Genomic DNA, 20202 nt, shown 5'->3' with positions numbered 1-20202 from the left:
ATATCAGCGACCGGGCCGTTTCCGCACGAAACCGACGGCGGCGAGGCCCGCCGTCGTCAGAAGCCAGATCATCAGGTTCATCGATTGTGGCCAGAGCGTCACGAGCCAGCTGATCAGCACGGTCAGCGCCGCGCTGAAGCCGAGCTGGACAGCCCCCAACAATCCCGCTGCCGAGCCGGCCAGTTCCGGGCGGGCCGACAGCGCTTCGGCCGTCGCGCCGGGGATGGTCATGCCATTGCCGGCCGCGTTCAGCGCCAGAGGCAGGAACAGCGCCAATGGCGACCACCAGGGCGTGAACGACAGGGCCATCGCCACGGCCGTTCCGATGAAGGAAATCACGAGGCCGCGGCGCACCATCGTTTGCGTGCCGACGCGCACCGCCAGCCGCGACATCGCGAAATTGCCGAGCATGTAGCCGAGCGCATTCAGGATGAAATAGGCGCCGTAGACGTCCGAGCCGCGGCCCATCGTCTCGACGACGATATAGGGCGTCGCTGCGATGAAGACGAAGAAGGCCGAGGACGCAGACGATCCCGCCACGACGTTCAGCATGAAGTCGCGGTTGCGCACGAGCTCCGGAAAGACGCGGAAGACGCCGAGCAGTGAGCTCTGCCGGCCGAGATTGGGCGCCGTCTCGGGCAGGCGCGCGAGCGTGAAGACGAGCACGGCGACGCCGAACAGCGTCATGAACCAGAAGATCGCGCGCCAGCCGAAGGCGGTCTCGATCTGGCCGCCGAGCCAGGGCGCGAGCATCGGCGCCACCACCATCACCATGGTGACTGTGGCGATCTGGCTCGCGGCATGGTCGCGATCGGCGGTGTCGCGGATGATGGCGCGCGACAAGGCGAAGACCGCGCCGCCGCCGGCCCCTTCCAGCACCCGCGCGATCAGCAGGATATGGGTCGAGGGAGCGAGCGCCCCCAGCACCGAGCCCAGCACGAACAGGACCACGCCCGCATTGACGCAGGGGCGGCGTCCGAAGCGGTCCGATAGCGGCCCGATGATGAGCTGCGTTACGGCGACGGCGACCAGGAACAGCGTCAGCGTGAGCTGGATGGTGGCGTAGTTCGTGGTGAAATGCCGGGCGAGCGCCGGCGTGGCCGGGGCGAGCAGGTTGAGCGCGATCGGCTGCAGCGCCGAGATCGCGACGAGGATCGCGAGTGTCGGCTTGACCGCCGCCGTCACGCCGCCGGCTTTCGCGTGAGCTTCAGGTTGGAATCCGGCCGCACGCGCTGGCGATGCATGGTGTAGAGGCCGCTGCCGACGATGAGCGCGACGCCGATGGCGGCGTAGAGATCCGGCACGTCGCCCCAGACGACGTAACCCAGCACGGTCGCGAAGACGATGATGGCGTAGCGATATTGCGAGATCACGCCGACATCGGTGCGCCGGAAGGCGCTGATGATGAAGAAGGTGCCGATCGTCACCAGAACGGCGGCGAGCGCGATATAGGCGGTTTCCAGCCGCCAGACCGGCAGCCACTCTTCGGTGAGGCCATAGGCGAGCGCGACGAGGCCGACCAGGATCGTCGTCGTCAGCGACACCACGGTCGAGGGGACTTCGGCGCCGATGGTGCGGGTCGTCAGGTCCCGGCCGGCGACGAGACAGGCGCTGATCACGGCGACGATGGCGGCGGCATTGAAGGATTCGGCACCCGGGCGCACCACGAACAGCACGCCGATGAAGCCGACGGTCAGCGCCATCGCGCGCCGCCAGCCGACGCTCTCGATCCGCAGCAGCACCGCCAGCGCGACGATGAGCAGCGGAGAGGCCATGTTGATCGCGGTGAGGTTGGCGAGCGGCATCAGGCCCAGCGACCAGCCGAAGGTCAGCGCGCTGAAGGCCTCGAGAATGCCCCGCTGCAGCACGCGCGGACGGAACGCCAGACGCAGCCGGTCGCTTTCCCGCGCCGCGAAAACGAGCGCGAGTCCGACCACGACCGCGAAACCGGTCCTGAGTGCGATCGCCTGTCCGGCCGGATAGATCTCGCGAGCGAGCTTCATGAACACGTCGTTGACGACGAAAAGCGACATCGCGACGAGCATGAAGATGATGCCGCGGCGGTTTTCGGCAGCGCTGGCCAAGGGATGGAAATCCTGTTCGGGAGGCTTCAGGCCGGCAGCCTGTCCGTATGGCGCGGAAACTCAGCCATACAGGGGCTGGCGATGCGGGTCCAATGCGTCTCCGGCAGGGGCGGCGCGCGGCAGCGTGGAAGCCTTTGTTAACCAGCCGGGACCATAACCGGACCCGAGCTTGACCTATGGTGAGACTGGGTAGGGGATGCAGGGCAGGATTCGACGCTGGTTGGGCGCCCGAACTCCGGTGGAGGAAGTCCCCGCAGCGCCCTTGCCTGTGGAGGACGTCACGCCTCGGCAGACCGCCGCGACCCAGCCTTATGACGTGTCCGCCCACGATGCCGTCGACGATATCGAGCGTGACATCCTGTTCGCGATGCAGCGACTGACGAAGGAATTGGGCGAGGCCGAGCAGCGTTCGACCGAGTCCGAAAGCGGCTCGCGTGCCATCCTCGAGAATGCCGGCAGCATGCGCAGCGCCGTCGGTGCCGCCAGCGAGAACGCCTCCGCTCTTGCTGCCGCGACTCATCAGGTTTCGCAGGCGGCGGAGCAGGTCGACGGAGCGGTGGTCAGCGTTCGCGACAGGCTTGATGCCGCCGTATCGCGGGCCGGCGAGGCTGCGGTGATGCTGGATGGCCTGGCCGATGCAACGGGGGAGATCAGGGGCATCGTCGATTCGATCGCCGAGATCGCGCGCCAGACCAATCTCCTTGCGCTCAACGCGGCGATCGAGGCCGCCCGCGCCGGCGAGGCCGGGCGGGGGTTCGGGGTCGTCGCCCACGAGGTCAAGACCCTCGCGGTGGAGGTCAGCGACGCCGTCGGCCATATCCGCGAGCGTGTCGACCGGCTGACCCGTGCCGCTCAGGGCTCGACCGGTATCGTCAACGACACCCTGGAGATCGTCCGGGGCGTCAATCCGATCATGGCGACGATCGGACGGGCGTCCCAGGAGCAGGTGAATTCGACCGCGGAACTCTCCCGCAACGCGCGGGAAACGGCGCTCTTCGTCGAGGGCGTTGCGCAGCGGGCCGACGAGATCGACCGGGTCGCGCATGAGACGGTGGCCGAGAACGAGCGCGCCCGCCGGGCCACGCAGAAGGGCAGCCGCCTGGTCGGCAACATGCTCAGGCGCTTCAAGCCCGTGCTGCGCCATTCGGCCTTCGCGGACCGGCGCCGCTTCGACCGCTTTCCCACGGCCCGTAGCGCGCATCTTGCGCTCGGCAGTGCCGATGTGTCCGGCCGGCTGGTCGACCTCGGCCGGGGCGGGGCCTTGCTGGCCGGCTCGCATCAGGCCCGGTTGCCGATCGGTGGCGCCGGCGTGGTCACGATCGAGGGCTTGCCGCCGCTACCTTGCCGCATGACGGGCACCAGTGAGTTCGGCCTGCACCTTGCCTTCGCGGGCGATGCCGCTGCCGGCTGCGGCGAACTGGCGGGCATGATCGAGGAGATCGAGCGCTCCTGGCGTCCGCTGATCGAGCGCGCCCAGGATTTCGCACGGGAGACCGCGGCGGCGATGGAAGACGCCATCGACCGCGGTTTGCTCTCCGAGAATGATCTGTTCGATCTCCGCTATGTGCCGGTCCCCGAAGTCGAGCCGCGGCAATATCTGAGCCCGAGCCTGCCGGTGCTCGAAACGGTCCTGCCGCCTTTGCTCGCCGATGCGCTCGGCTCGGACAAACGTCTGGTTTTTGCTCTGCCGAGCGATCGCAACGGCTATGTCCCGGTGCATCATGCCGGCTGGTCCCAGCCGCCGCGCCCCGGCGATCCCGCCTGGAACGCCGCTCACGCCCGCAATCGCCGGATCGTCGACAGCCGCGCGGGCTTGAGCGCCGGGCGCTCGGTCCGCCCCTTCCTCGTCCAGCTCAGTCGGTACGAGCATGAGGACGGCCGCGCCGAACTGCTGAGCGAGATCAATGCCCCGCTGCGCGTCCGTGGCCGCCATTGGGGCGGCGTGCGGATGGCCTATCGGCTTTGATGGGACATCGTCGCGCTTGAGGGCGTGACCCGGTCCCGCCTGTCATCCCGCACGCGCTGCGGCGCGGAGTGCCGCTGCGCAGATGCGGGACCGTTCTCCGGAAAAGGCGCCTTCTCGTCACGCGGTCCCGTGTCTGCGGAGCACCGCTTCGCGCTGCACCGCGCACGGGATGACAGCGCATGTGACGGTTTACAACCGGTCCCAGTTCACGCTGATATTCAGCTTCTGGAACGCTTGTTTCCACAGCGTGGCGGTCTGCTCGAGCCGGGCCGGATCGTAGACGCCCTGGACTTGATGCACGCTCAGCTCCCAGGTCCCTGCGCCCGAATCCTGCCAGACCTTGCCGAGCAGCCGCCGCAAACGCTCCGGATCGCGCGCGCCGGCGGCATTGCCGAACATCGTGAACTGACCCGAGTTCTGCAGCATGTCGGAGACGAGCAGGAGCTTGCGGTCTCCGCTCGGGACGCGGTTCTCGCGGCGCGAGACGACATCCCCGATCGCCTCGACGATCGGGGACTGATTGCCCTTTCCGGGCTGGGTCAGCACGGTCAAAGCCTCGTCGAGCGGGCGGCCGAATTTCTCGACCCATTTGACGTATTCGCGCCGCGGATTGCCGATCAGTTCGCTCGCGGTCTTGCCGGGATTGCAGAGCGAGACCAGCGCAGGAAAACCCGGCTCGAACACGTCGTTGAACACATAGATCGACAGCATCCTGTCTGTCGGCAATTCGTCGCCGACCTGCTTGACCAATGTCTTGAGACGCCCGGCCTGCACCTCGCTCCATGGATCGCTCTTGTCGACGAGGATGAGGGTGTGCCCGACAGGCCCGCTCTTCGGGCACAAAGTCTCCTGGTCGCGCGGCGGGCCGCGCAGCAGGGAGGGGGCCGCGAAGAAGCCGACGAGGCCAAGCCCGGCGAGCACGGAGGCGACGATCGCCCAGTTCTCGGTCTTCATCTGTCGACCTTTAGCGCGGCATTGCGGCGAAATCCTCCGCCGCCTGCTTCTGGGCCGCCTCGTCCTGCTCGAATGCCTCGCGCCCCGCCTGCGCCGCCCTGAGCTTCACCTGCTCGATCTCGCCGGCAAGGTCGACGCCGCGCAGCAATACCAGCCGGTCCTTGAGCTTGGCCTCGATCAGGGCCGGCATGCTGGTGAGCTGCTGCTCGAAGTCGTCGATCTGGCGGCGAGCGGCGACATATTCCGGCAGCTCCGCCGGCTGGTCGATCTCGGCCAGATTGAGCGATTGCGTGAAATAGGCCGGGGGCAGGTCGGTGCGGACCCTGAGATTGGCCTCGCGATATTGCATCATCGCGGCGTCCTTGGCGGCGCGCAGTTGCCCGAGGCGGGAGGTATAGAGGTCGCGCGCCTTCTCGGCTGCCGCCTTCACGCCCTGCAGCTTGCCGAGTTCGTCACGGCAATCCTCGCGGAAGCCGTCGACCTGGGTGCGGATCGCTTCCAGCTCCGGCAGCAATTCGGCATCGAGCCGGCGCCGCTCCTCCTCGACCGCGCTCCAGCGCTGGCGCCAGCGCTTATAGGCGGTGGCATGGCCGGGATAGGTGCCGAAGGCGGTATAGCCCTTGGTCGCCGAGATAAAGGCGACGAGGCAACCGATGATGACGAGCGCGACCGACTTGATGTCGAAGATCGCGAACGGGTTTTCCATCATGCGCGGCATGACCTGGAAGGAGCGCGCATCCGGATTGGCGATCAGCATCTCGCGGTAATGCCCGACGGCGAGGTTGAACAGCACGATCAGCCCGATCATTCCGGCATAGGCTGGCAGGGCCCAGAACAGGTGCGAGCTCTTCACATGCTGGCAGTAGCGCGCTGGGCCGACACCCATGAAGAAGCCGAGCGCGATGTTGAGCGCCGAGATGATGACCGCGGTCGCAGCACCGCCGACCAGGCCGAAATCGCTGGCCTCGGCAAAGAAATTGCCGTTGAGCAGGCTCTCGATCACCAGCGGCACGACCAGGAAGAACAGGATGAACTGCCACTTGTCGAGCTTGGGATCGGCCCGGCGCTTGTTCTCGTAATTGAAGAAGGCGTATTCGCGCTTGGCACGGAGCGCATCGTAGACGCGCTGCTCCAGCTCGCCGCCATGCTTGCTGAGCATCGCGCGCATCGTCGCCTCGACGCCGCGCACGCGCCCCTCGAAGCGCTGCTGCGTGAACAATTCGCGCCGGCTGATGATCTGCGCCTGGATGGCATTGAGCCGCTCCGCCGCCTCCTGCCGCAGCGTGGCGAAATGCTCGCGCGCCCGGGCGACCAGCGTCTGCTCGGTCTGCGAGAGCATCGTCGCGTGCGCAGGCGGCTGGTTCTCGACCGCATCGCTCGCGCCGTGATGCCCGGCCTTGACCGACTCGGCCAGATGATGGGCCGTCGGAGCAGGTGTCATGCGCACGACTCGCGAGGTTGCGCCATCGTCATTCGCCATGGGCGGCTCGCATCAGGAAATGGCGGGCCTCGACGACATCGACCCAGAAGTCGCGGAAGCCGGGATAGGCCGGGCGCAGATAGGCGCGCTTGAACCAGATCGTCAGTGCCACGAGCCCGCAGAGGCCGAGCGTCGGCAGGACCGCGCCGGCAAGAGCTGGAATTCCCTCGGCAGACAGATGAGAAGCCATCAGCGCCAGCCCGAGCGCGCTCGCGATCGCCAGCAAGGCGAGGACACAGTGGCGCCCGGTGTCGTAGGCGAGTTGCAGGGCCGCGGTCATGATGACGATGGCGAAGGCCGCGCAGAGTTCGAGCACGGCAAGCCCCGCAACGACAGCCGCGATACCGGCCATGATTCCGGTCGGGGAGGCTGGCGACAGCACGAGGAAGACGCTGCGCGCCGAAGACCAGGCCAGGAACAGGCAGAACAGCAGCGTCGCGAGAAGAAGCATGGCGAGAAGGGGCAGGGCGCGCCGCAGACTAGCAGCCATGATGGCGAGCCGTGCCGCATGGGTCTGCCTGATGGCATCATCGATCGCGCTCGCGGCCGCCTTGATCCGGCGGGCCATCGCCTTGAACTGTGACCGCATGCAACTCCACCCGTCGGCCCGGACGGTGACCGCATTCGGCCGAAGGGTCAAGCGAGGGGCGGGCGCCTCGGCGGGCTCAGCCGCCGGTGACGCTCATGTGACGGCCGACGGCCGGGCCGGAATGGCGGCGATCGATGATGAAATCGTGGCCCTTCGGCTTGCGCGCGATCGCCTCGTCCATGGCGCGGAAGAGCAGGGCGTCATCCTGCGAGGCCCGGACGGGTGCGCGCAGGTCGGCGGCGTCTTCCTGGCCGAGGCACATATAGAGCGTGCCGGTGCAGGTCAGCCGCACGCGGTTGCAGCTCTCGCAGAAATTATGGGTCAGCGGCGTGATGAAGCCGACGAGCCCGCCGGTTTCCTTGACGCGGACATAACGCGCCGGCCCGCCGGTGCGGTAGGGATCGTCGACCAGCGTGTACTTGTCCATCAGGCGCCCGCGCACGACCGAGAGCGGCAGGTACTGGTCGACGCGGCCGACCTCGATCTCGCCCATCGGCATGACTTCGATCAGGGTCAGGTCCATGCCGAGCCCATGCGACCACAGCATCAGGTGCTCGATCTCGTCGTCGTTGACGCCTTTCAGCGCCACCGCGTTGATCTTGACCCGCATGCCGGCCTTGCGCGCCGCCTCGACGCCGTCGAGCACGACCTTGAGATCGCCTCGGCGGGTGATCTCGCGGAACTTGTCGGGGTCGAGCGTGTCGATCGAGACGTTGATGCGGCGCACGCCGTATCCGGCGAGTTCGGCGGCATAGCGATGCAGCAGCGAGCCGTTGGTGGTCAGCGTCAATTCGTCCAGCGCGCCGGAAGTGAGATGGCGCGAGAGCGAGCGGAACAGGCTCATGATATCGCGGCGCACCAGCGGCTCGCCGCCGGTCAGGCGCAGCTTGCGGGTGCCGCGCGCGACGAAGGCGCTGGCGATCCGGTCGAGCTCCTCGAGCGTCAGCAGCTCCTTGCGCGGCAGGAACTTCATGTCCTCGGACATGCAATAGACGCAGCGGAAATCGCAGCGATCCGTCACCGAGATGCGCAGATAGGAAATCTTGCGGCCGAACGGGTCGACCAGGGGCGACCGCGTCAGCGGCTTCATGTCGTCGAGCAGCACGTCTGCCTCACGTTCCCGCATTGTGGAGCGGCCGGTCCGCACAGGATGCGGGCGCGCCTTCACATTGCTATAGCATGACATTGGCACTGCGCCCGTGAAGGTCAAGCGCCTGATCATGGTAGCCTGCGAAGGACGAATACCGCCCATGTCATCCTGGCCGACCGAACTGCGCCTCTCGAAGGACCGCCGGACCCTCCATGTCGCCTTCGAGGATGGCGCTCATTTCGCACTGCCGGCCGAGCTTCTGCGCGTCGAAAGCCCCTCGGCCGAGGTCCAGGGCCACCATCCCAGTCAGAAGACCATCGTGCCCGGCAAGGCCGAGGTCGAGATCCTCCGGGTCGAACCGGTCGGCCACTACGCCGTCAGGCTCGGCTTCGACGACATGCACGATACCGGCATCTATGCCTGGGATTATCTGCGCGATCTCGGCGAGCAGGGCGAGGAGAAGATGCGGGCTTATGTCGCGGCCCTGGCCGAGAAGGGGTTGTCGCGCGAGCGGCGGCGGTAAGGAAAGGCTCCGGCTTTCGGCCGGCGCCGCTTCGGCGCCAGCTCAGGATGGTGCCACGCCGCCGGAGTGGAGATGGCGCTCGAAAGCGAGATTGGCGGGTTCGAAGCACATCAGCCGCTTCCACTCATGCAGGCCGGGCGAGCCGTGCTCCATGGCGCCATACATGAACCAGCGCAGGCCTTGGGTTTCCGGCGCCTGCCGGTCCAGCAGCCAGCGTGTGGTCTCAAGGAACAACAGCTTCATCGCGCCCGATTGCAGGTAGTCGCCATGGCACATGATGTCATGCGTGCGGCAGAGGTCGCCGACGCGCCGCAACGAGAGATGGGCGACCAGTCGCGGGCCGCTTTCTTCCTGCACGAAGGCGCCCCAGGTCATCGTCCAGTGGCTGGGACAGGGTGGGGACGAGGGCGGCTCCCGCGTATCGGCGATGATGGAAGCCGGGCGGAACCATGCGCTCAGCACCGGCCCGCCTGAGCGGAAGCGCTTCGAGGCGCCGATCGCCGCGATGCTCGCCCTGTAGCTTTCGGGGCGGATAGGCGCGCAGGTGATCCCGAGGCGCGCCGCCTTCTTTGCAGCCCGCGGGATATTGCCGTGCGAACGCTTGGACACGGCGCGCAGATAGGCCTCGGCCGTGGGATAGCGCGCGATGTCGATGAGCATCGCCGTCGGCACGCCCCGGCGCCGAAAACCCGCCCGCGGGGCGTTGCGGCTGTGAAACCGGATCGCGTCGTCGACGAGGAGCCCGCAGAGCGGATGGTCGCAGCGGTGAGGCGCTTCCGCACGGATATGGGCAATCGGCAGGGCGGCGCCGGGCGAGAGGTCGAAATTCCGCAACCGCGACTTGCGCGCTGCGGATTGCCAGGGTTCCAGCAGCTTATGCAGCCGGCTGGTGAGAAAGCGGGCAAGCGCCATGGGATGGTCGTTCCGGGCAGGGGCGGCCAACGAAAAAGGCCGGCGTCGCCGCCGGCCTCGTTCCAACCGTGCGTTCCGCTCAGCGGGCGACCACGACGCGGGTGCCGACCTTGGCGCGCTCGTAAAGATCGATCACGTCCTCGTTCAGCATGCGGATGCAGCCCGAGGAGACCGCCTGGCCGATCGTCTCCGGCTCGTTCGAGCCGTGGATGCGGTAGAGGGTCGAGCCGAGATAGAGCGCGCGCGCCCCCATCGGGTTGTCCGGGCCGCCGGCCATGAAGCGCGGCAGGTCGGGGCGACGCTTCAGCATCGAGGCCGGCGGCGTCCAGGTCGGCCATTCCTGCTTGCGCGAAATGGTCTGCGTCCCCGCCCAGTCGAAGCCCGGGCGGCCGACGCCGACGCCGTAGCGCATCGCCTTGCCATCGGCCATCACGAAATACAGGCGCCGCTCGGCCGAATCGATCACGATCGTGCCCGGCCTCTGCTTCGTCGGATAGTCGACAATCTCGCGCGGAATGGCTGTGGCCTGTGCCTTGGCCGGGTCCACATACTGGACCAGCGGCTGGCGGGTCAGAGGGTCGATTTCGGCTCGGGCGGCGGAGCCCAGAGCGAGCAGGCCAAGGCCCGCGAGCAAGGCCAGGCGGAGGGAGCGAATCATCGGAGGAACCTCGGGCGGGTCGGGACGGCGGATCGCGAGAATGACGCAGAAAAGTCAACGTCTCATCAACGTCCTGTCAGCTTCCCCGTGACCGTGCAATCGCGCCGCAATCACATCGCCGGGAGCCATCGAGCTTTGCCGCGATGCGTTGCGCGCATGCAACATCGCTGGATTGCCGTCAGCTCCGCAATACGACGCAGGCACCGCGATCGGACTGGATGCGCCGGCACAATGCGATCGCCTCGGCCCGCGTCGCGGCCGGCAGGCGCACCCGGTAGAAGGCACGGGTGCCGCGGCTGCGCAGGCGCGTCCCGATCACCATCGGCGGCAACGCCCCGATGATGGCGCGGTGGCGGGCTCCGGCCCGCTGGAAGGTCGCCAGCGCCCGCGCCTTCGAGAAATTGCCGGCGAGCTGAACGCCCCAGGGTGCGAAGGGCGCTTCCGCGATAGCGGGAAGGGCAGGGCGAGACCGTCGGATCGCGACGAGCGTCGGCGCACAGCTCGCCTGCGCATCGCTGTCGCGCGTTGCCGGCGGCATCGGCGGCGAGCGCCCGTCGCCATTGGCGCGGTCGATCGCCTCGTCGGCCCAGTCCTCGGCGGTCCGGCCGGTGATGGTGAACACGTAGTTTTCGGTCTCGCCCGGCAGGAAACGGGCCTGCCCGGCCTTGCGCGCCGCAAGCCAGCCCGCGATGCGGTTGGGCCCGCCGTTATAGGCTGCTGCGGCAAGGCCCCAGTTGCCGAAGCGGTCGCGCAGTTCCGCCAGGAAATGCGCTGCCTTGGGCACAGCCTGCTCGGGATCGAAGGGATCGGCGAGGCCGCGCTCGCGCGCCGTACCGGGCATGAACTGGGCGACACCCTGCGCGCCGGCCGGGCTGGTGACGCCAGAGCGGAAGCTCGATTCCTGGAAGATCAGGCGGGTCAGGAAAGCGGCGGGCACGCCTTGCGCCTTCGCGGCGTCGTCGATCAGACGGCACAGCGCATCCTGGATGCCGGACGATGCCGGCAACGGCTCTTCCGCCGCCTGTGCAGGGCAGGACAGCGCGAAGGCGAGCAGCAGGGCTGCAAGCCCGCGCGGCAAGCGGATCGAACGGTGGAAACGGCCCGGCATCATCCGCCCTCTCTGCCATGTTCGGTCGCCTGCGGCCATCAGGCGCGTCTTTCGCGTTGTGACGAGGTGCCGGCCTGTGCGATGAGGACGCCGCGCGGTCGCCGGGTCATCGCGTGGCCGTGCCTCGGTTCGGTGAAGCTCGCAGCGGAAGGCCGGAATGGCGAAGGCCTGGATTCAGTGGTCGCGATGGTTCCTGGGGGCAGCGGTCGTCGGCGCAGGCGTGCTCTTCGCCTTCGTCGCGACGCTCGATCCCTTCGGCATGCGCGTTCATGCCGGACAGGCGCCGCGGCCGATCATGGATATCAACCAGCGCTTCATGTACCCGCAGCTCGTTCGCTCCGGACGCTTCGATGCGGCGGTGATCGGCACGTCGACGATGCGGCTGCTCGACCCGCAAGTCCTGTCGCGCGGCCTCGACGCCCGCTTCGTCAATCTCGCGATGAATGCGGCAACCCCTTGGGAACAGACGCAGATGGCGCGGCTCTTCCGGGAGCATGTCCAGGCGCCCAAGCGCCTGATCTGGGGCATCGACACGACCTGGTGCGAGGCCGACGCGACCGATGAGGCCAGGCGCCTGACGCCGCGACCGGTGCCGGGCTGGCTCTCCCGCGAGGTCGGCTGGAGCGACTGGCCGAAGCTGCTCAACCTGACCAATCTCGAGATCGCCGGCCGGCTGATGGCCTATAAGCTCGGCTGGTCGCGGGAGCGCATCCGCGGCGACGGCTACGAGGTCTTCACACCGCCGGAGGCGAGCTACGATCTCGCCCGGGCGCGCAGCCATATCTATGCGAGCCATGGCGGCGCGATCGCCGATCTGGCGCCCCTGTCGCCATCGGCCGCCATAGCGCCGGCCGAGAGCGCCGGCTGGCACTTCCCGGCCCTGTCCTGGCTGGAGGAGGGCGTCGCGGCCTTTCCGAAGGCGACGCAGGTGATGCTGGTGCTGCCGCCCGCTCATCTTGCGGCCTATCCGCGCCAGGGCTCGGCCGCCTGGCAGCGCTATGCCCGCTGCAAGGCGGATATCGCCGCGCTGGCCCGCCGCCATGGCGCTGTGGTCGTCGACTACGCCCACGCCTCGCCGATCACGGCGCAGGATTCCAATTATTGGGACCCGCTGCATTTCCGGCTGGCGATCGCGGCTCGCTTCGGCGAGGAACTCGCGCAGATCGGCAAGGGGGGTACGGCGCGAGACGACGGCGCAGCGATCGTACTGCGCTGACCGAGTCGATCGGCAAGCCCTGAGCTGCGGCGTTGAACCGGTTACCCTGCCGCAGCGACTACCTCACGGATGCACAATCCTGTTTTTGACTTTGCCCGCTGGCTTGCGCCGGCGGGCTTTTTGCGTTCGCGGGGAGCGGCCGGTATTGGAGCGTGATGGGTGGCGCATGCCGAACTCTGCCGTGCTGCCGTCGGACGCCCATCAGCACAGGATTGAAACCGATCATGCCGAAGCTCTGCAAGTTCACCTCGCCTGCCGATGGCAAGCCCGTCTACGTCAATCCGGAGCAGGTGGCGGTCGTCTATCAGTTCAAGGGTGAGCCGCCGGACACGATCATCGCCTTCCGGAAGGACTTCCTTCTCGGCGTCAGGGAGAGTGTCGACGAGGTCGTGGCGACCCTCGAGCGGGCATCGTCGGATAAGGCCGGCTGACGCCCAGGCAGACTGCGGCTGGACGCCGCACGCCGATAGATGATGAGGTTTGGGAGCGTCCGGGAAAATGGTGGGCGATACAGGGATCGAACCTGTGACCCCTCCCGTGTGAAGGGAGTGCTCTACCGCTGAGCTAATCGCCCGAACCCGGCCTCTCCTAGTCGGCGCGCCTCATGCCGTCAAGGATGCGCGGGAAGGAGATTTGAGCACGCGGTCGACCGCCCCGGCCAGCTCGCCGAAATGCTGGATGACGAAATCCGGCTCCAGCGTCTCGATCGGCACATCGGTATAGCCGAAGGGCACGCAGATCGTCGGGATGCCGGCGGCGCGCGCGGTCGCGATATCCGTGCGGGAATCGCCGATCATCACGGCCCGCGCCGGATCGGCCTTGGCTGCCGCGATCGTCAGGGTGAGATGGCGCGGATCCGGCTTGAAATAGGGGAAAGAGTCGCGCCCGGCGACCGCGGCGAAGCGCCCGGAAATGCCGAAATGGTCAAGGATAAGCCGTGTGTGCAGGATCGGCTTGTTGGTGCAGACCGCGAGCGCATACCCGTCGGCGGCGAGCGCATCGAGCGCTTCGAGCACGCCGTCGAAGAGATGGCTGTTTGCCGCGGTATCCTCGGCATAGATCGTCAGGAAATCCGCGAAGAGCCGCTCCAGCGTTTCGGCATCGAGCGGCCGGCCCGAAACCTTGAAGCCGCGTTCGATCAGGGCCCGGGCGCCCGCGCCGACCAGTTCGCGCGCCCGCTCCAGCGGCAGCGCCGCGAGGCCTTCGCGCACCAGGATCACGTTGAGGACCCGCATGATGTCCGGCGCCGTCTCGGCAAGGGTTCCGTCGAGATCGAAGACGACGATGGGAGGCAGGCTCATGGTCGGGACTTTCGAGGCGATGCGAGGGGGAAGAGCTTCGGTTAAAGGTCTTCGGCGCCGGGCTGGCAAGTCCCGTGATGACGCCTCCCCAAATTTGCCGCACGGGATGGTATCGTTGCCGCGATTCGTCGCGCGGCCGGCGACAGGGAAGATTGTCATGTCGAAGATTACGGGAATCGCAGGCGCGGTGCTGGGGATGGCGGGCACGCTGCTGGGCGCGGCGCCGGCCTGGGCCGGTCCTTTCGAGTTCGCGCCCGCGCCGCAGAACGATCTCAACCGCGTCTATCGGATCGACAAGGCGACGGGCGAGGTCGGCGCCTGCCAGTTCCAGCTCAAGGAGGGCGGTGTCGGCCTGACGGTCTGCTTTCCCTCGGGCGAGGGAGCCGGCCCCCAGGCGCCCAGCGATTACGGCCTGATGCCGTCGCGCCACGAGAAGGAAGGCGGCATCTTCCGCGTCAATATCCGCACCGGCGAGATGAGCATCTGCTACGTCTTCGACGACAAGACGGTGTGCACGCCCCAGACGAAATGAGGCTGGGAGCCCTCCGCGCGCTGGACTCGAACGCGGCCGCGGGGCAGGAGAGCGCCGTCGTCCGCCAAGGCTGCTAGGATGGGGCGGCGGGTGTTTTCCACAAGTTGAGCCGGACGAAGCTGATGACTGCCGACGACCTGAAGAAGCTGGCTGCCGCCCGCGCGCTCGAGCTCGTGCGGCCGGGTATGCGCCTCGGCCTCGGCACCGGCTCCACGGCGAAGCATTTCGTCGATCTGCTCGGCCTGCGTGTCGCGGCGGGCTTCGAAGTTCTCTGCGTCTCGACCTCCGAGGCGACGCAGGCCCAGGCGGTTGCGCTGGGCATTCCGATGTCGACGCTCGACGAGACGCCGGAGCTGGATCTCACCATCGACGGGGCCGACGAGGTCGATCCCCAGCTGCGCCTGATCAAGGGCGGGGGCGCGGCGCTGCTGCGCGAGAAGATCGTCGCGGCGGCTTCCGCCCGCATGATCGTGATCGCCGATGACGGCAAGCTGGTGCAGACGCTCGGCCGTTTCCCGCTGCCGATCGAGGTCGTGCCCTTCGGGCTCGAGGCGACGCGCCGGGCCGTGGCGGCGGCCGTCGCCGCCGCGGGCTCGACAGGCCGGCTCTCGCTGCGCCAGCAGGCGGACGGCACGACGCTCGTCACCGATGGTGGCCACTACATCCTCGACGCCCATCTCGGCACGATCGAGCGCCCTGAGTTGCTCGCACAATCGCTGAATATCGTGCCCGGCGTCGTCGAACACGGCCTGTTCATCGGGCTGGCCTCGGGCGCCATCCTGGCCGGCGCCGATGGGCTCGGGCTGCTCGGCGAGATCGAATGATTCCATTCCGGCGCAAGACACGCTAAGGAACGCGCCACAATGACCGATTCATCGTTGTCGGAGGCGCAATCGCGCGCTCCGGCGGTGGGTCGCTGACAAAGGGGTTTCAACGCATGATCCGTCGTTCTCTCGCCCGGGCTGCCCTTGGTCTGGCGCTCATCTGCGCAGCGCCCGCCTTCGCCCAGGCGCCGGCGCTGACGCCGAGCCATCTGCAGGTGGCGCGCGAGGTCGCGGACGTGACCGGCGTCACCGCCGGCATCACGAATATCTACAGCGAGTTCGAGAAGAGCGTGCAGGACATCCTCGCGACCCGGCCGGAGATGAAGAAGGACGCGGACGCCGTCGTCGCTGCCCTGAAGCCGGAAGCCGACAAGCGCGCCGACGAGATGGCCAATACCGCGGCCGAGGTCTTCGCCCGGAAGATGACCGAGGCGGATCTCAAGGAGATCGCGGCCTTCTTCAAGTCTCCGGTCGGCCAGCGCTACAATGCGCTGCGGCGCGAGGCGATGGACGATCTGCTGCTCGTCCTGCAGCCCTGGACCGTGCAGACCAGCCAGTATCTGTTCGACCGCTTCTCGCAGGAGATGCGCAAGCGCGGCCACACTTTCTGAGCCGGCGCCCACCTGCGTATCGCGTTGTCGTAAGGCCGGCGAGCATTCGCCGGCCTTTTCGTTGGGGCGTGTGGCTGCAGCCGGTTCGCCGGCCCGCGCCCTGGCATCGGAGCCAAGTTCGCCTTATGGCCGATATGATCGAACCATCAGGATCAATCCTCCTGATGGGCGACGTCGTGAAGCCGGAGCCACAGACATGACCCGCGATCTCGTCCTCGTGACCGGAGGCTCCGGCTTCCTTGCCGGGCACTGCATCCTGTCGCTGCTCGAAGCCGGTTACGACGTCCGCGCGACGCTGCGCGATCCGGCCCGCGAAGCCCCTCTCCGGGAAGCGTTGCGTTCGGCGGGGATGGATGCCGGCGACCGCCTGCAGATCGCGGTCGCAGACCTGATGAGGGACGAAGGCTGGGACGAGGCAGCATCCGGTTGCGCCTATGTCCAGCACGTGGCTTCGCCGCTGGCCGCCGCCGCACCGAAGGATGAGGACGAGCTGATCCGCCCGGCGCGGGACGGGACGCTGCGCGTCCTGCGGGCTGCGCAGCGAGCCGGGGTGAGGCGCGTCGTGCTGACCTCGTCCTTTGCCGCGATCGGCTATGGTCGCGCCGTGAAGCGCCCCTATGACGAGCGCGACTGGACGAACGCGGCTGCGCCGGGGCTGGCTGCCTATCCGAAATCCAAGACATTGGCCGAACGGGCTGCCTGGGATTTCGTCGACGGCGAAGGGCAGGGGCTGGAGCTTTCGGTCGTCAACCCCGTCGGCATCTTCGGACCGCTGCTCGGTCGGGACCTGTCGGCTTCGATCCTGCTGGTCAAGACCATGCTGGACGGCAGGCTCTGGGCGGTACCGCGCCTGATGTTCGGCGTGGTCGACGTGCGCGATGTCGCCGACCTGCATCTGCGCGCCATGACCGACGCGGCGGCAGCCGGCGAACGCTTTCTGGCCACGGCCGGCGACTTCATGACGATGCAGGCGATTGCCCAGGCGCTGAAGGATGGCCTTGGCGAGAACGCGGCGCGGGTTTCGACCCGCGTGCTGCCCGATTGGCTGGTGCGTTTTGCAGCGCGTTTCAGCGCCACGGCGCGTCAGGCGGCGACGCCCGAACTCGGCCGCAGCAAGAACGCGACGAGCGCCAAGGCGCAGGCCATGCTGGGCTGGCAGCCGCGCCCGGCCGCGGAGGCTCTCGTCGCCACGGGCGAGAGCCTCATCCGGCTCGGCTTCGTCAGTCCTCGGAAGCCTTGAAGCGGTTCAGCCCCTTCATCGCGAACGGTGCCACCAGTGCCAGGAAGGCGATGCCGAGCAGCGTCGCCGAGATCGGGTTCTCCAGCAGGATCATCGGATCGCCCAGGCTGATCTGCAGCGCGCGGCGCAACTGCGCCTCGGCCATCGGGCCGAGGATGAGCCCGACGACCATCGGTGCCACCGGATAGTCGTAGCGGCGCATCAGATAGCCCATGAAGCCGAAGGCGAAGAGCATGCCGAGCTCGACCGGCGAGCTGTTGACCGCCAGCGTGCCCATCGTCGCGAAGACGATGATGCCGGCATAGAGCCAGGGCTGCGGGATCGCCAGCAGCCGGACCCAGAGCCCGATCAGCGGCAGGTTGAGGATCACCAGCATGACGTTGGCGATGAAGAGTGAGGCGATCAGGCCCCAGACTAGGTCAGGCTTCTCGGCGAAGAGAAGCGGGCCGGGATTCAGCCCGTATTGCTGGAAGCCGGCGAGCATGATCGCCGCCGTCGCCGAGGTCGGCAGGCCGAGCGTCAGCAGCGGCACCAGCGTGCCGGCGGCCGAGGCGTTGTTGGCCGCTTCCGGTCCGGCGACGCCCTCGATCGCGCCCTTGCCGAACTCGTCCGGGTATTTGCAGAGCTTCTTCTCGGTCGAATAGCTCAGGAAGGTCGGCACCTCGGCGCCGCCGGCCGGCAGGGCGCCGATCGGGAAACCGAAGGCGGTGCCGCGCAGCCAGGGCGCCCAGGAGCGCTTCCAGTCTTCCTTGGTCATCCACAGCGAGCCCTTGATCGGAATGATCTCCTCGGGGTCGCGGAAGCGCTTGGAGGCGACGTAGAAGGCCTCGCCCACCGCGAACAGGCCGACGGCGAGCGTCGTGACCTCGACGCCGTTGAGCAGTTCCGGCACGCCGAAGGTCAGGCGCGCCTGGCCGGTGAGCTTGTCGATGCCGATCAGGCCCAGCGTGATGCCGAGGAACAGGCTCGTCAGGCCGCGCAGCGGCGAGTCGCCGAATGTCGCGGAGACCGTGACGAAGGCGACGATCATCAGCGCGAAATAGTCCCACGGCCCGAATTTCACCGCGATCTGGACGAGCCACGGCGCCAGGAACGCAAGGCCGATCGTCGCGATCAGGCCGGCGACGAAGGAGCCGATCGCCGAGGTCGCGAGCGCCGGTCCGCCACGGCCGGCCTTGGCCATCTTGGAACCTTCGAGCGCGGTCGCGAGAGAGGCGCTTTCGCCCGGCGCATTGAGCAGGATCGCGGTGGTCGAGCCGCCATACATGCCGCCATAGTAGATGCCGGCGAACATGATCAGAGACCCGGCCGGATCGAGCTTGAACGTCACCGGCAGCAGCAGCGCCACGGTCAGCGCCGGGCCGATGCCCGGCAGCACGCCGACGGCCGTGCCGAGGAAGACGCCGATCAGGCAGAACATCAGCTTGGCGGGCTCGAAGGCGACGCCGAAACCGTGCATCAGGGAGAGCATCGTATCCATGTCGGGCTCTCCTCAGAGGAACAGGCGCTCGAGCGGACCCGACGGCAGGATCAGCGTCAGGAGCTTGGCGAAGACGAGGTAGATGACGAGGCCGAGCACGAAGCCGATCACGGCGTCGACCAGCAGGCCCTGCCGGCCCATGCCGCGGGCGGTGCAGGCGAAGACCACTGCGATGGCGATGATGAAGCCGCCGCCGAGCCCGATGCAGGCGATCAGGAAGATCAGGCCGCCCGCGATCCAGAGCAGGGCCTTGCTGTCGGCCTCCTCGGGCCGCGGCAGGCCCTCGCGGAAGGCGACCACGAAATGCGCCAGGCCGAGGATGACGAGCCCCGCCGCGACGACATAGGGCATGGCTGTCGGGCCGACGCCGTAGGTGGAGGTGATCGTCTGCTGGGAGGCGTCGTAGCCGACGAAGGCGGCGACGATCAGCAGCAGGACGCCCACCAGCAGGGCCGGCTTGTTGGCACCTTGCGTGCGCGTATCGTTGGTCATGGCGTTCCCGCAGTGGTGGCCGGCGTCGTTCTTGGCGCTTCTGGCGGTTGGAAAAGGGGCCGGTTTCCCGGCCCCTGCTGGTTCTGGTGCGATGCTGGCTTACTTCACCAGGCCGACTTCGGTCATCACCTTGGAGACGCGTTCGATCTCGTCCTTCAGGAAGGTGTCGAAGGCCGCGCCCGCCAGGAAGGAGTCATCCCAGCCGCGGGCCTTGAGGATTTCCTGCCATTCCTTCGACTTGACCATCTTCTCGACCGTGTCGATCAGGGCCTTGGTCTGTTCGGCGGAGAGGCCGGGAGGCGCCACGACAGAGCGCCAGTTCAGGAGCTCGAGATCGATGCCCTGCTCCTGCAGCGTCGGCGCGTCAGGCGCGTTCTCGAGGCGCTTGGGCGAGGAGACCGCGAGCACGCGCAGCTTGCCGGCCTTGATCTGGCCCTCGAACTCGCCATAGCCGGAGACGCCGGCGGTGACGCGCCCGCCGAGCATCGCCGCCAGGGCCTCGCCGCCGCCCGAGAACGGGATGTAGTTGATCTTCTTGGCGTCGGCGCCGACAGCCTTCGCGAACAGCGCCGCGAGGATGTGGTCGGTACCGCCGGCCGAGCCGCCGGCCCAGGTCACCTTCGCCGGGTCGGCCTTCAGGCGCTCGGCCAGGTCCTTGGCGGTCTTGAGCGGCGATTCCGTCGGCACGACGATGACTTCGGCCTCGGCGGTGAGGCGCGCGATCGGCGTGACCTGGGTCAGGTTGACCGGCGACTTGTTGAGCAGGATGGCGCCGACCATGACGAAGCCGTTGACCATCAGCTGGTCGCCGGCGCCCTTGGCGCCGATCAGCTGGGCGAGGCCGATGGTGCCGCCCGCGCCGGTCACGTTGTTGACCTGCACGCTCTTGACGATGCCGGCGGCCGTCAGCGCCTGCTGCATCGAGCGGGCCGTGCCGTCCCAGCCGCCGCCCGGCGCCGCGGGGGCCATGATCTTCAGCTCGGCGAGCTGGGCGAAGGCCGCCGTCGAGAGGGCAGCCAGGGCCACCGCCGTCAGGGCCGTGCGCTTCAGGATGGATGTCAGCATGAATTCCTCCGCTTGCGGGGCTTTGCCCGCGGGTTTCTTGAGGCGCTCCGCCTGTGGCACCTCGCCGCGCCGGTCGT

21 protein-coding genes and 1 tRNA gene are annotated in these 20202 nt (G+C 67.8%); 8 read left to right on the top strand and 14 right to left on the bottom strand.

The window, feature by feature from the left end:
- Positions 1–3: 3 nt before the first annotated feature.
- Positions 4–1185, bottom strand: coding sequence for a multidrug effflux MFS transporter (locus tag AC1RLU_RS09285; protein ID WP_492795138.1), 1182 nt, complete (start codon positions 1183–1185; stop codon positions 4–6).
- The gene (locus tag AC1RLU_RS09280; RefSeq protein WP_492795136.1) at positions 1182–2084 is read right to left on the bottom strand and encodes a DMT family transporter; all 903 of its coding nucleotides are present in this window, start codon (positions 2082–2084) and stop codon (positions 1182–1184) included. The genes AC1RLU_RS09285 and AC1RLU_RS09280 overlap by 4 nt, the downstream gene beginning before the upstream one ends.
- Positions 2085–2304: 220 nt before the next feature.
- On the opposite strand from AC1RLU_RS09280, the gene AC1RLU_RS09275 reads away from it, so the two are divergent.
- Entirely contained in the window at positions 2305–4050 is a 1746-nt protein-coding gene (locus tag AC1RLU_RS09275; protein ID WP_492795134.1) for a methyl-accepting chemotaxis protein, read from the top strand.
- A 189-nt stretch (positions 4051–4239) separates the two neighbouring features.
- Here the strand turns inward: AC1RLU_RS09275 and AC1RLU_RS09270 are convergent, their stop codons facing one another.
- The 4 genes from AC1RLU_RS09270 to moaA form a co-directional block, all read right to left on the bottom strand.
- Positions 4240–5004: a hypothetical protein gene (locus AC1RLU_RS09270; RefSeq protein ID WP_091855669.1), complete on the bottom strand. Its 765-nt coding sequence runs from the start codon at positions 5002–5004 to the stop codon at positions 4240–4242.
- 10 nt (positions 5005–5014) lie between these two features.
- Complete coding sequence (locus AC1RLU_RS09265) at positions 5015–6445, bottom strand: hypothetical protein (RefSeq protein WP_492795132.1); 1431 nt, start codon at positions 6443–6445, stop codon at positions 5015–5017.
- Between the two features lie 28 nt (positions 6446–6473).
- Complete coding sequence (locus AC1RLU_RS09260) at positions 6474–7073, bottom strand: hypothetical protein (protein ID WP_113586040.1); 600 nt, start codon at positions 7071–7073, stop codon at positions 6474–6476.
- 76 nt (positions 7074–7149) lie between these two features.
- Positions 7150–8163, bottom strand: a complete 1014-nt coding sequence (gene moaA, locus AC1RLU_RS09255) for a GTP 3',8-cyclase MoaA (RefSeq protein ID WP_170843325.1) — start codon at positions 8161–8163, stop codon at positions 7150–7152.
- 160 nt (positions 8164–8323) lie between these two features.
- Between moaA and AC1RLU_RS09250 the strand changes: the two genes are divergently transcribed.
- Entirely contained in the window at positions 8324–8686 is a 363-nt protein-coding gene (locus AC1RLU_RS09250) for a gamma-butyrobetaine hydroxylase family protein (RefSeq protein ID WP_061964315.1), read from the top strand.
- Between the two features lie 42 nt (positions 8687–8728).
- Here AC1RLU_RS09250 and AC1RLU_RS09245 read toward each other — a convergent pair whose 3' ends face one another.
- The 3 genes from AC1RLU_RS09245 to AC1RLU_RS09235 form a co-directional block, all read right to left on the bottom strand.
- The gene (locus AC1RLU_RS09245; RefSeq protein ID WP_492795130.1) at positions 8729–9598 is read right to left on the bottom strand and encodes a hypothetical protein; all 870 of its coding nucleotides are present in this window, start codon (positions 9596–9598) and stop codon (positions 8729–8731) included.
- Positions 9599–9677: 79 nt separating this feature from the next.
- On the bottom strand, positions 9678–10256 hold the full coding sequence (locus tag AC1RLU_RS09240) for a L,D-transpeptidase (RefSeq protein ID WP_492795128.1): 579 nt from the start codon (positions 10254–10256) through the stop codon (positions 9678–9680).
- A 178-nt stretch (positions 10257–10434) separates the two neighbouring features.
- A complete protein-coding gene (locus AC1RLU_RS09235; RefSeq protein ID WP_492795126.1) occupies positions 10435–11367 on the bottom strand; it encodes a lytic transglycosylase domain-containing protein in 933 nt (310 codons plus the stop codon).
- A 154-nt stretch (positions 11368–11521) separates the two neighbouring features.
- On the opposite strand from AC1RLU_RS09235, the gene AC1RLU_RS09230 reads away from it, so the two are divergent.
- Positions 11522–12580 (top strand): hypothetical protein, encoded by a 1059-nt coding sequence (locus AC1RLU_RS09230; protein WP_492795124.1) that lies wholly within the window; start codon positions 11522–11524, stop codon positions 12578–12580.
- 224 nt (positions 12581–12804) lie between these two features.
- Positions 12805–13011: a hypothetical protein gene (locus tag AC1RLU_RS09225; RefSeq protein WP_061964306.1), complete on the top strand. Its 207-nt coding sequence runs from the start codon at positions 12805–12807 to the stop codon at positions 13009–13011.
- 68 nt (positions 13012–13079) lie between these two features.
- On the opposite strand, the gene AC1RLU_RS09220 is transcribed toward AC1RLU_RS09225, so the two are convergent.
- Positions 13080–13154: transfer RNA gene (locus AC1RLU_RS09220), tRNA-Val, on the bottom strand.
- A gap of 28 nt (positions 13155–13182) precedes the next feature.
- Positions 13183–13881: a phosphoglycolate phosphatase gene (gene gph / locus AC1RLU_RS09215; RefSeq protein WP_492795122.1), complete on the bottom strand. Its 699-nt coding sequence runs from the start codon at positions 13879–13881 to the stop codon at positions 13183–13185.
- Between the two features lie 157 nt (positions 13882–14038).
- Between gph and AC1RLU_RS09210 the strand changes: the two genes are divergently transcribed.
- The 4 genes from AC1RLU_RS09210 to AC1RLU_RS09195 all read left to right on the top strand — a co-directional run bounded on the left by AC1RLU_RS09210 (position 14039) and on the right by AC1RLU_RS09195 (position 17088).
- Entirely contained in the window at positions 14039–14413 is a 375-nt protein-coding gene (locus AC1RLU_RS09210; protein ID WP_142115148.1) for a hypothetical protein, read from the top strand.
- A gap of 122 nt (positions 14414–14535) precedes the next feature.
- Complete coding sequence (rpiA, locus tag AC1RLU_RS09205) at positions 14536–15237, top strand: ribose-5-phosphate isomerase RpiA (RefSeq protein ID WP_492795120.1); 702 nt, start codon at positions 14536–14538, stop codon at positions 15235–15237.
- A gap of 113 nt (positions 15238–15350) precedes the next feature.
- Entirely contained in the window at positions 15351–15848 is a 498-nt protein-coding gene (locus tag AC1RLU_RS09200) for a DUF2059 domain-containing protein (protein WP_492795118.1), read from the top strand.
- 196 nt (positions 15849–16044) lie between these two features.
- A complete protein-coding gene (locus AC1RLU_RS09195) occupies positions 16045–17088 on the top strand; it encodes an SDR family oxidoreductase (RefSeq protein WP_492795117.1) in 1044 nt (347 codons plus the stop codon).
- On the opposite strand, the gene AC1RLU_RS09190 is transcribed toward AC1RLU_RS09195, so the two are convergent.
- From AC1RLU_RS09190 to AC1RLU_RS09180, 3 genes are all read right to left on the bottom strand, one after another.
- Positions 17069–18568 (bottom strand): tripartite tricarboxylate transporter permease, encoded by a 1500-nt coding sequence (locus tag AC1RLU_RS09190; protein WP_492795116.1) that lies wholly within the window; start codon positions 18566–18568, stop codon positions 17069–17071. The two genes, AC1RLU_RS09195 and AC1RLU_RS09190, sit on opposite strands and share 20 nt — an antisense overlap.
- A gap of 12 nt (positions 18569–18580) precedes the next feature.
- Positions 18581–19060 (bottom strand): tripartite tricarboxylate transporter TctB family protein, encoded by a 480-nt coding sequence (locus AC1RLU_RS09185; protein ID WP_061964292.1) that lies wholly within the window; start codon positions 19058–19060, stop codon positions 18581–18583.
- A gap of 99 nt (positions 19061–19159) precedes the next feature.
- The gene (locus tag AC1RLU_RS09180; protein ID WP_492795114.1) at positions 19160–20125 is read right to left on the bottom strand and encodes a Bug family tripartite tricarboxylate transporter substrate binding protein; all 966 of its coding nucleotides are present in this window, start codon (positions 20123–20125) and stop codon (positions 19160–19162) included.
- Between the last annotated feature and the right edge of the window lie 77 nt (positions 20126–20202).

The sequence above is a fragment of the Allobosea sp. GW822-FHT05A11 genome (assembly GCF_058800455.1).
This window is presented reverse-complemented; position numbering and strand designations above follow the sequence as displayed.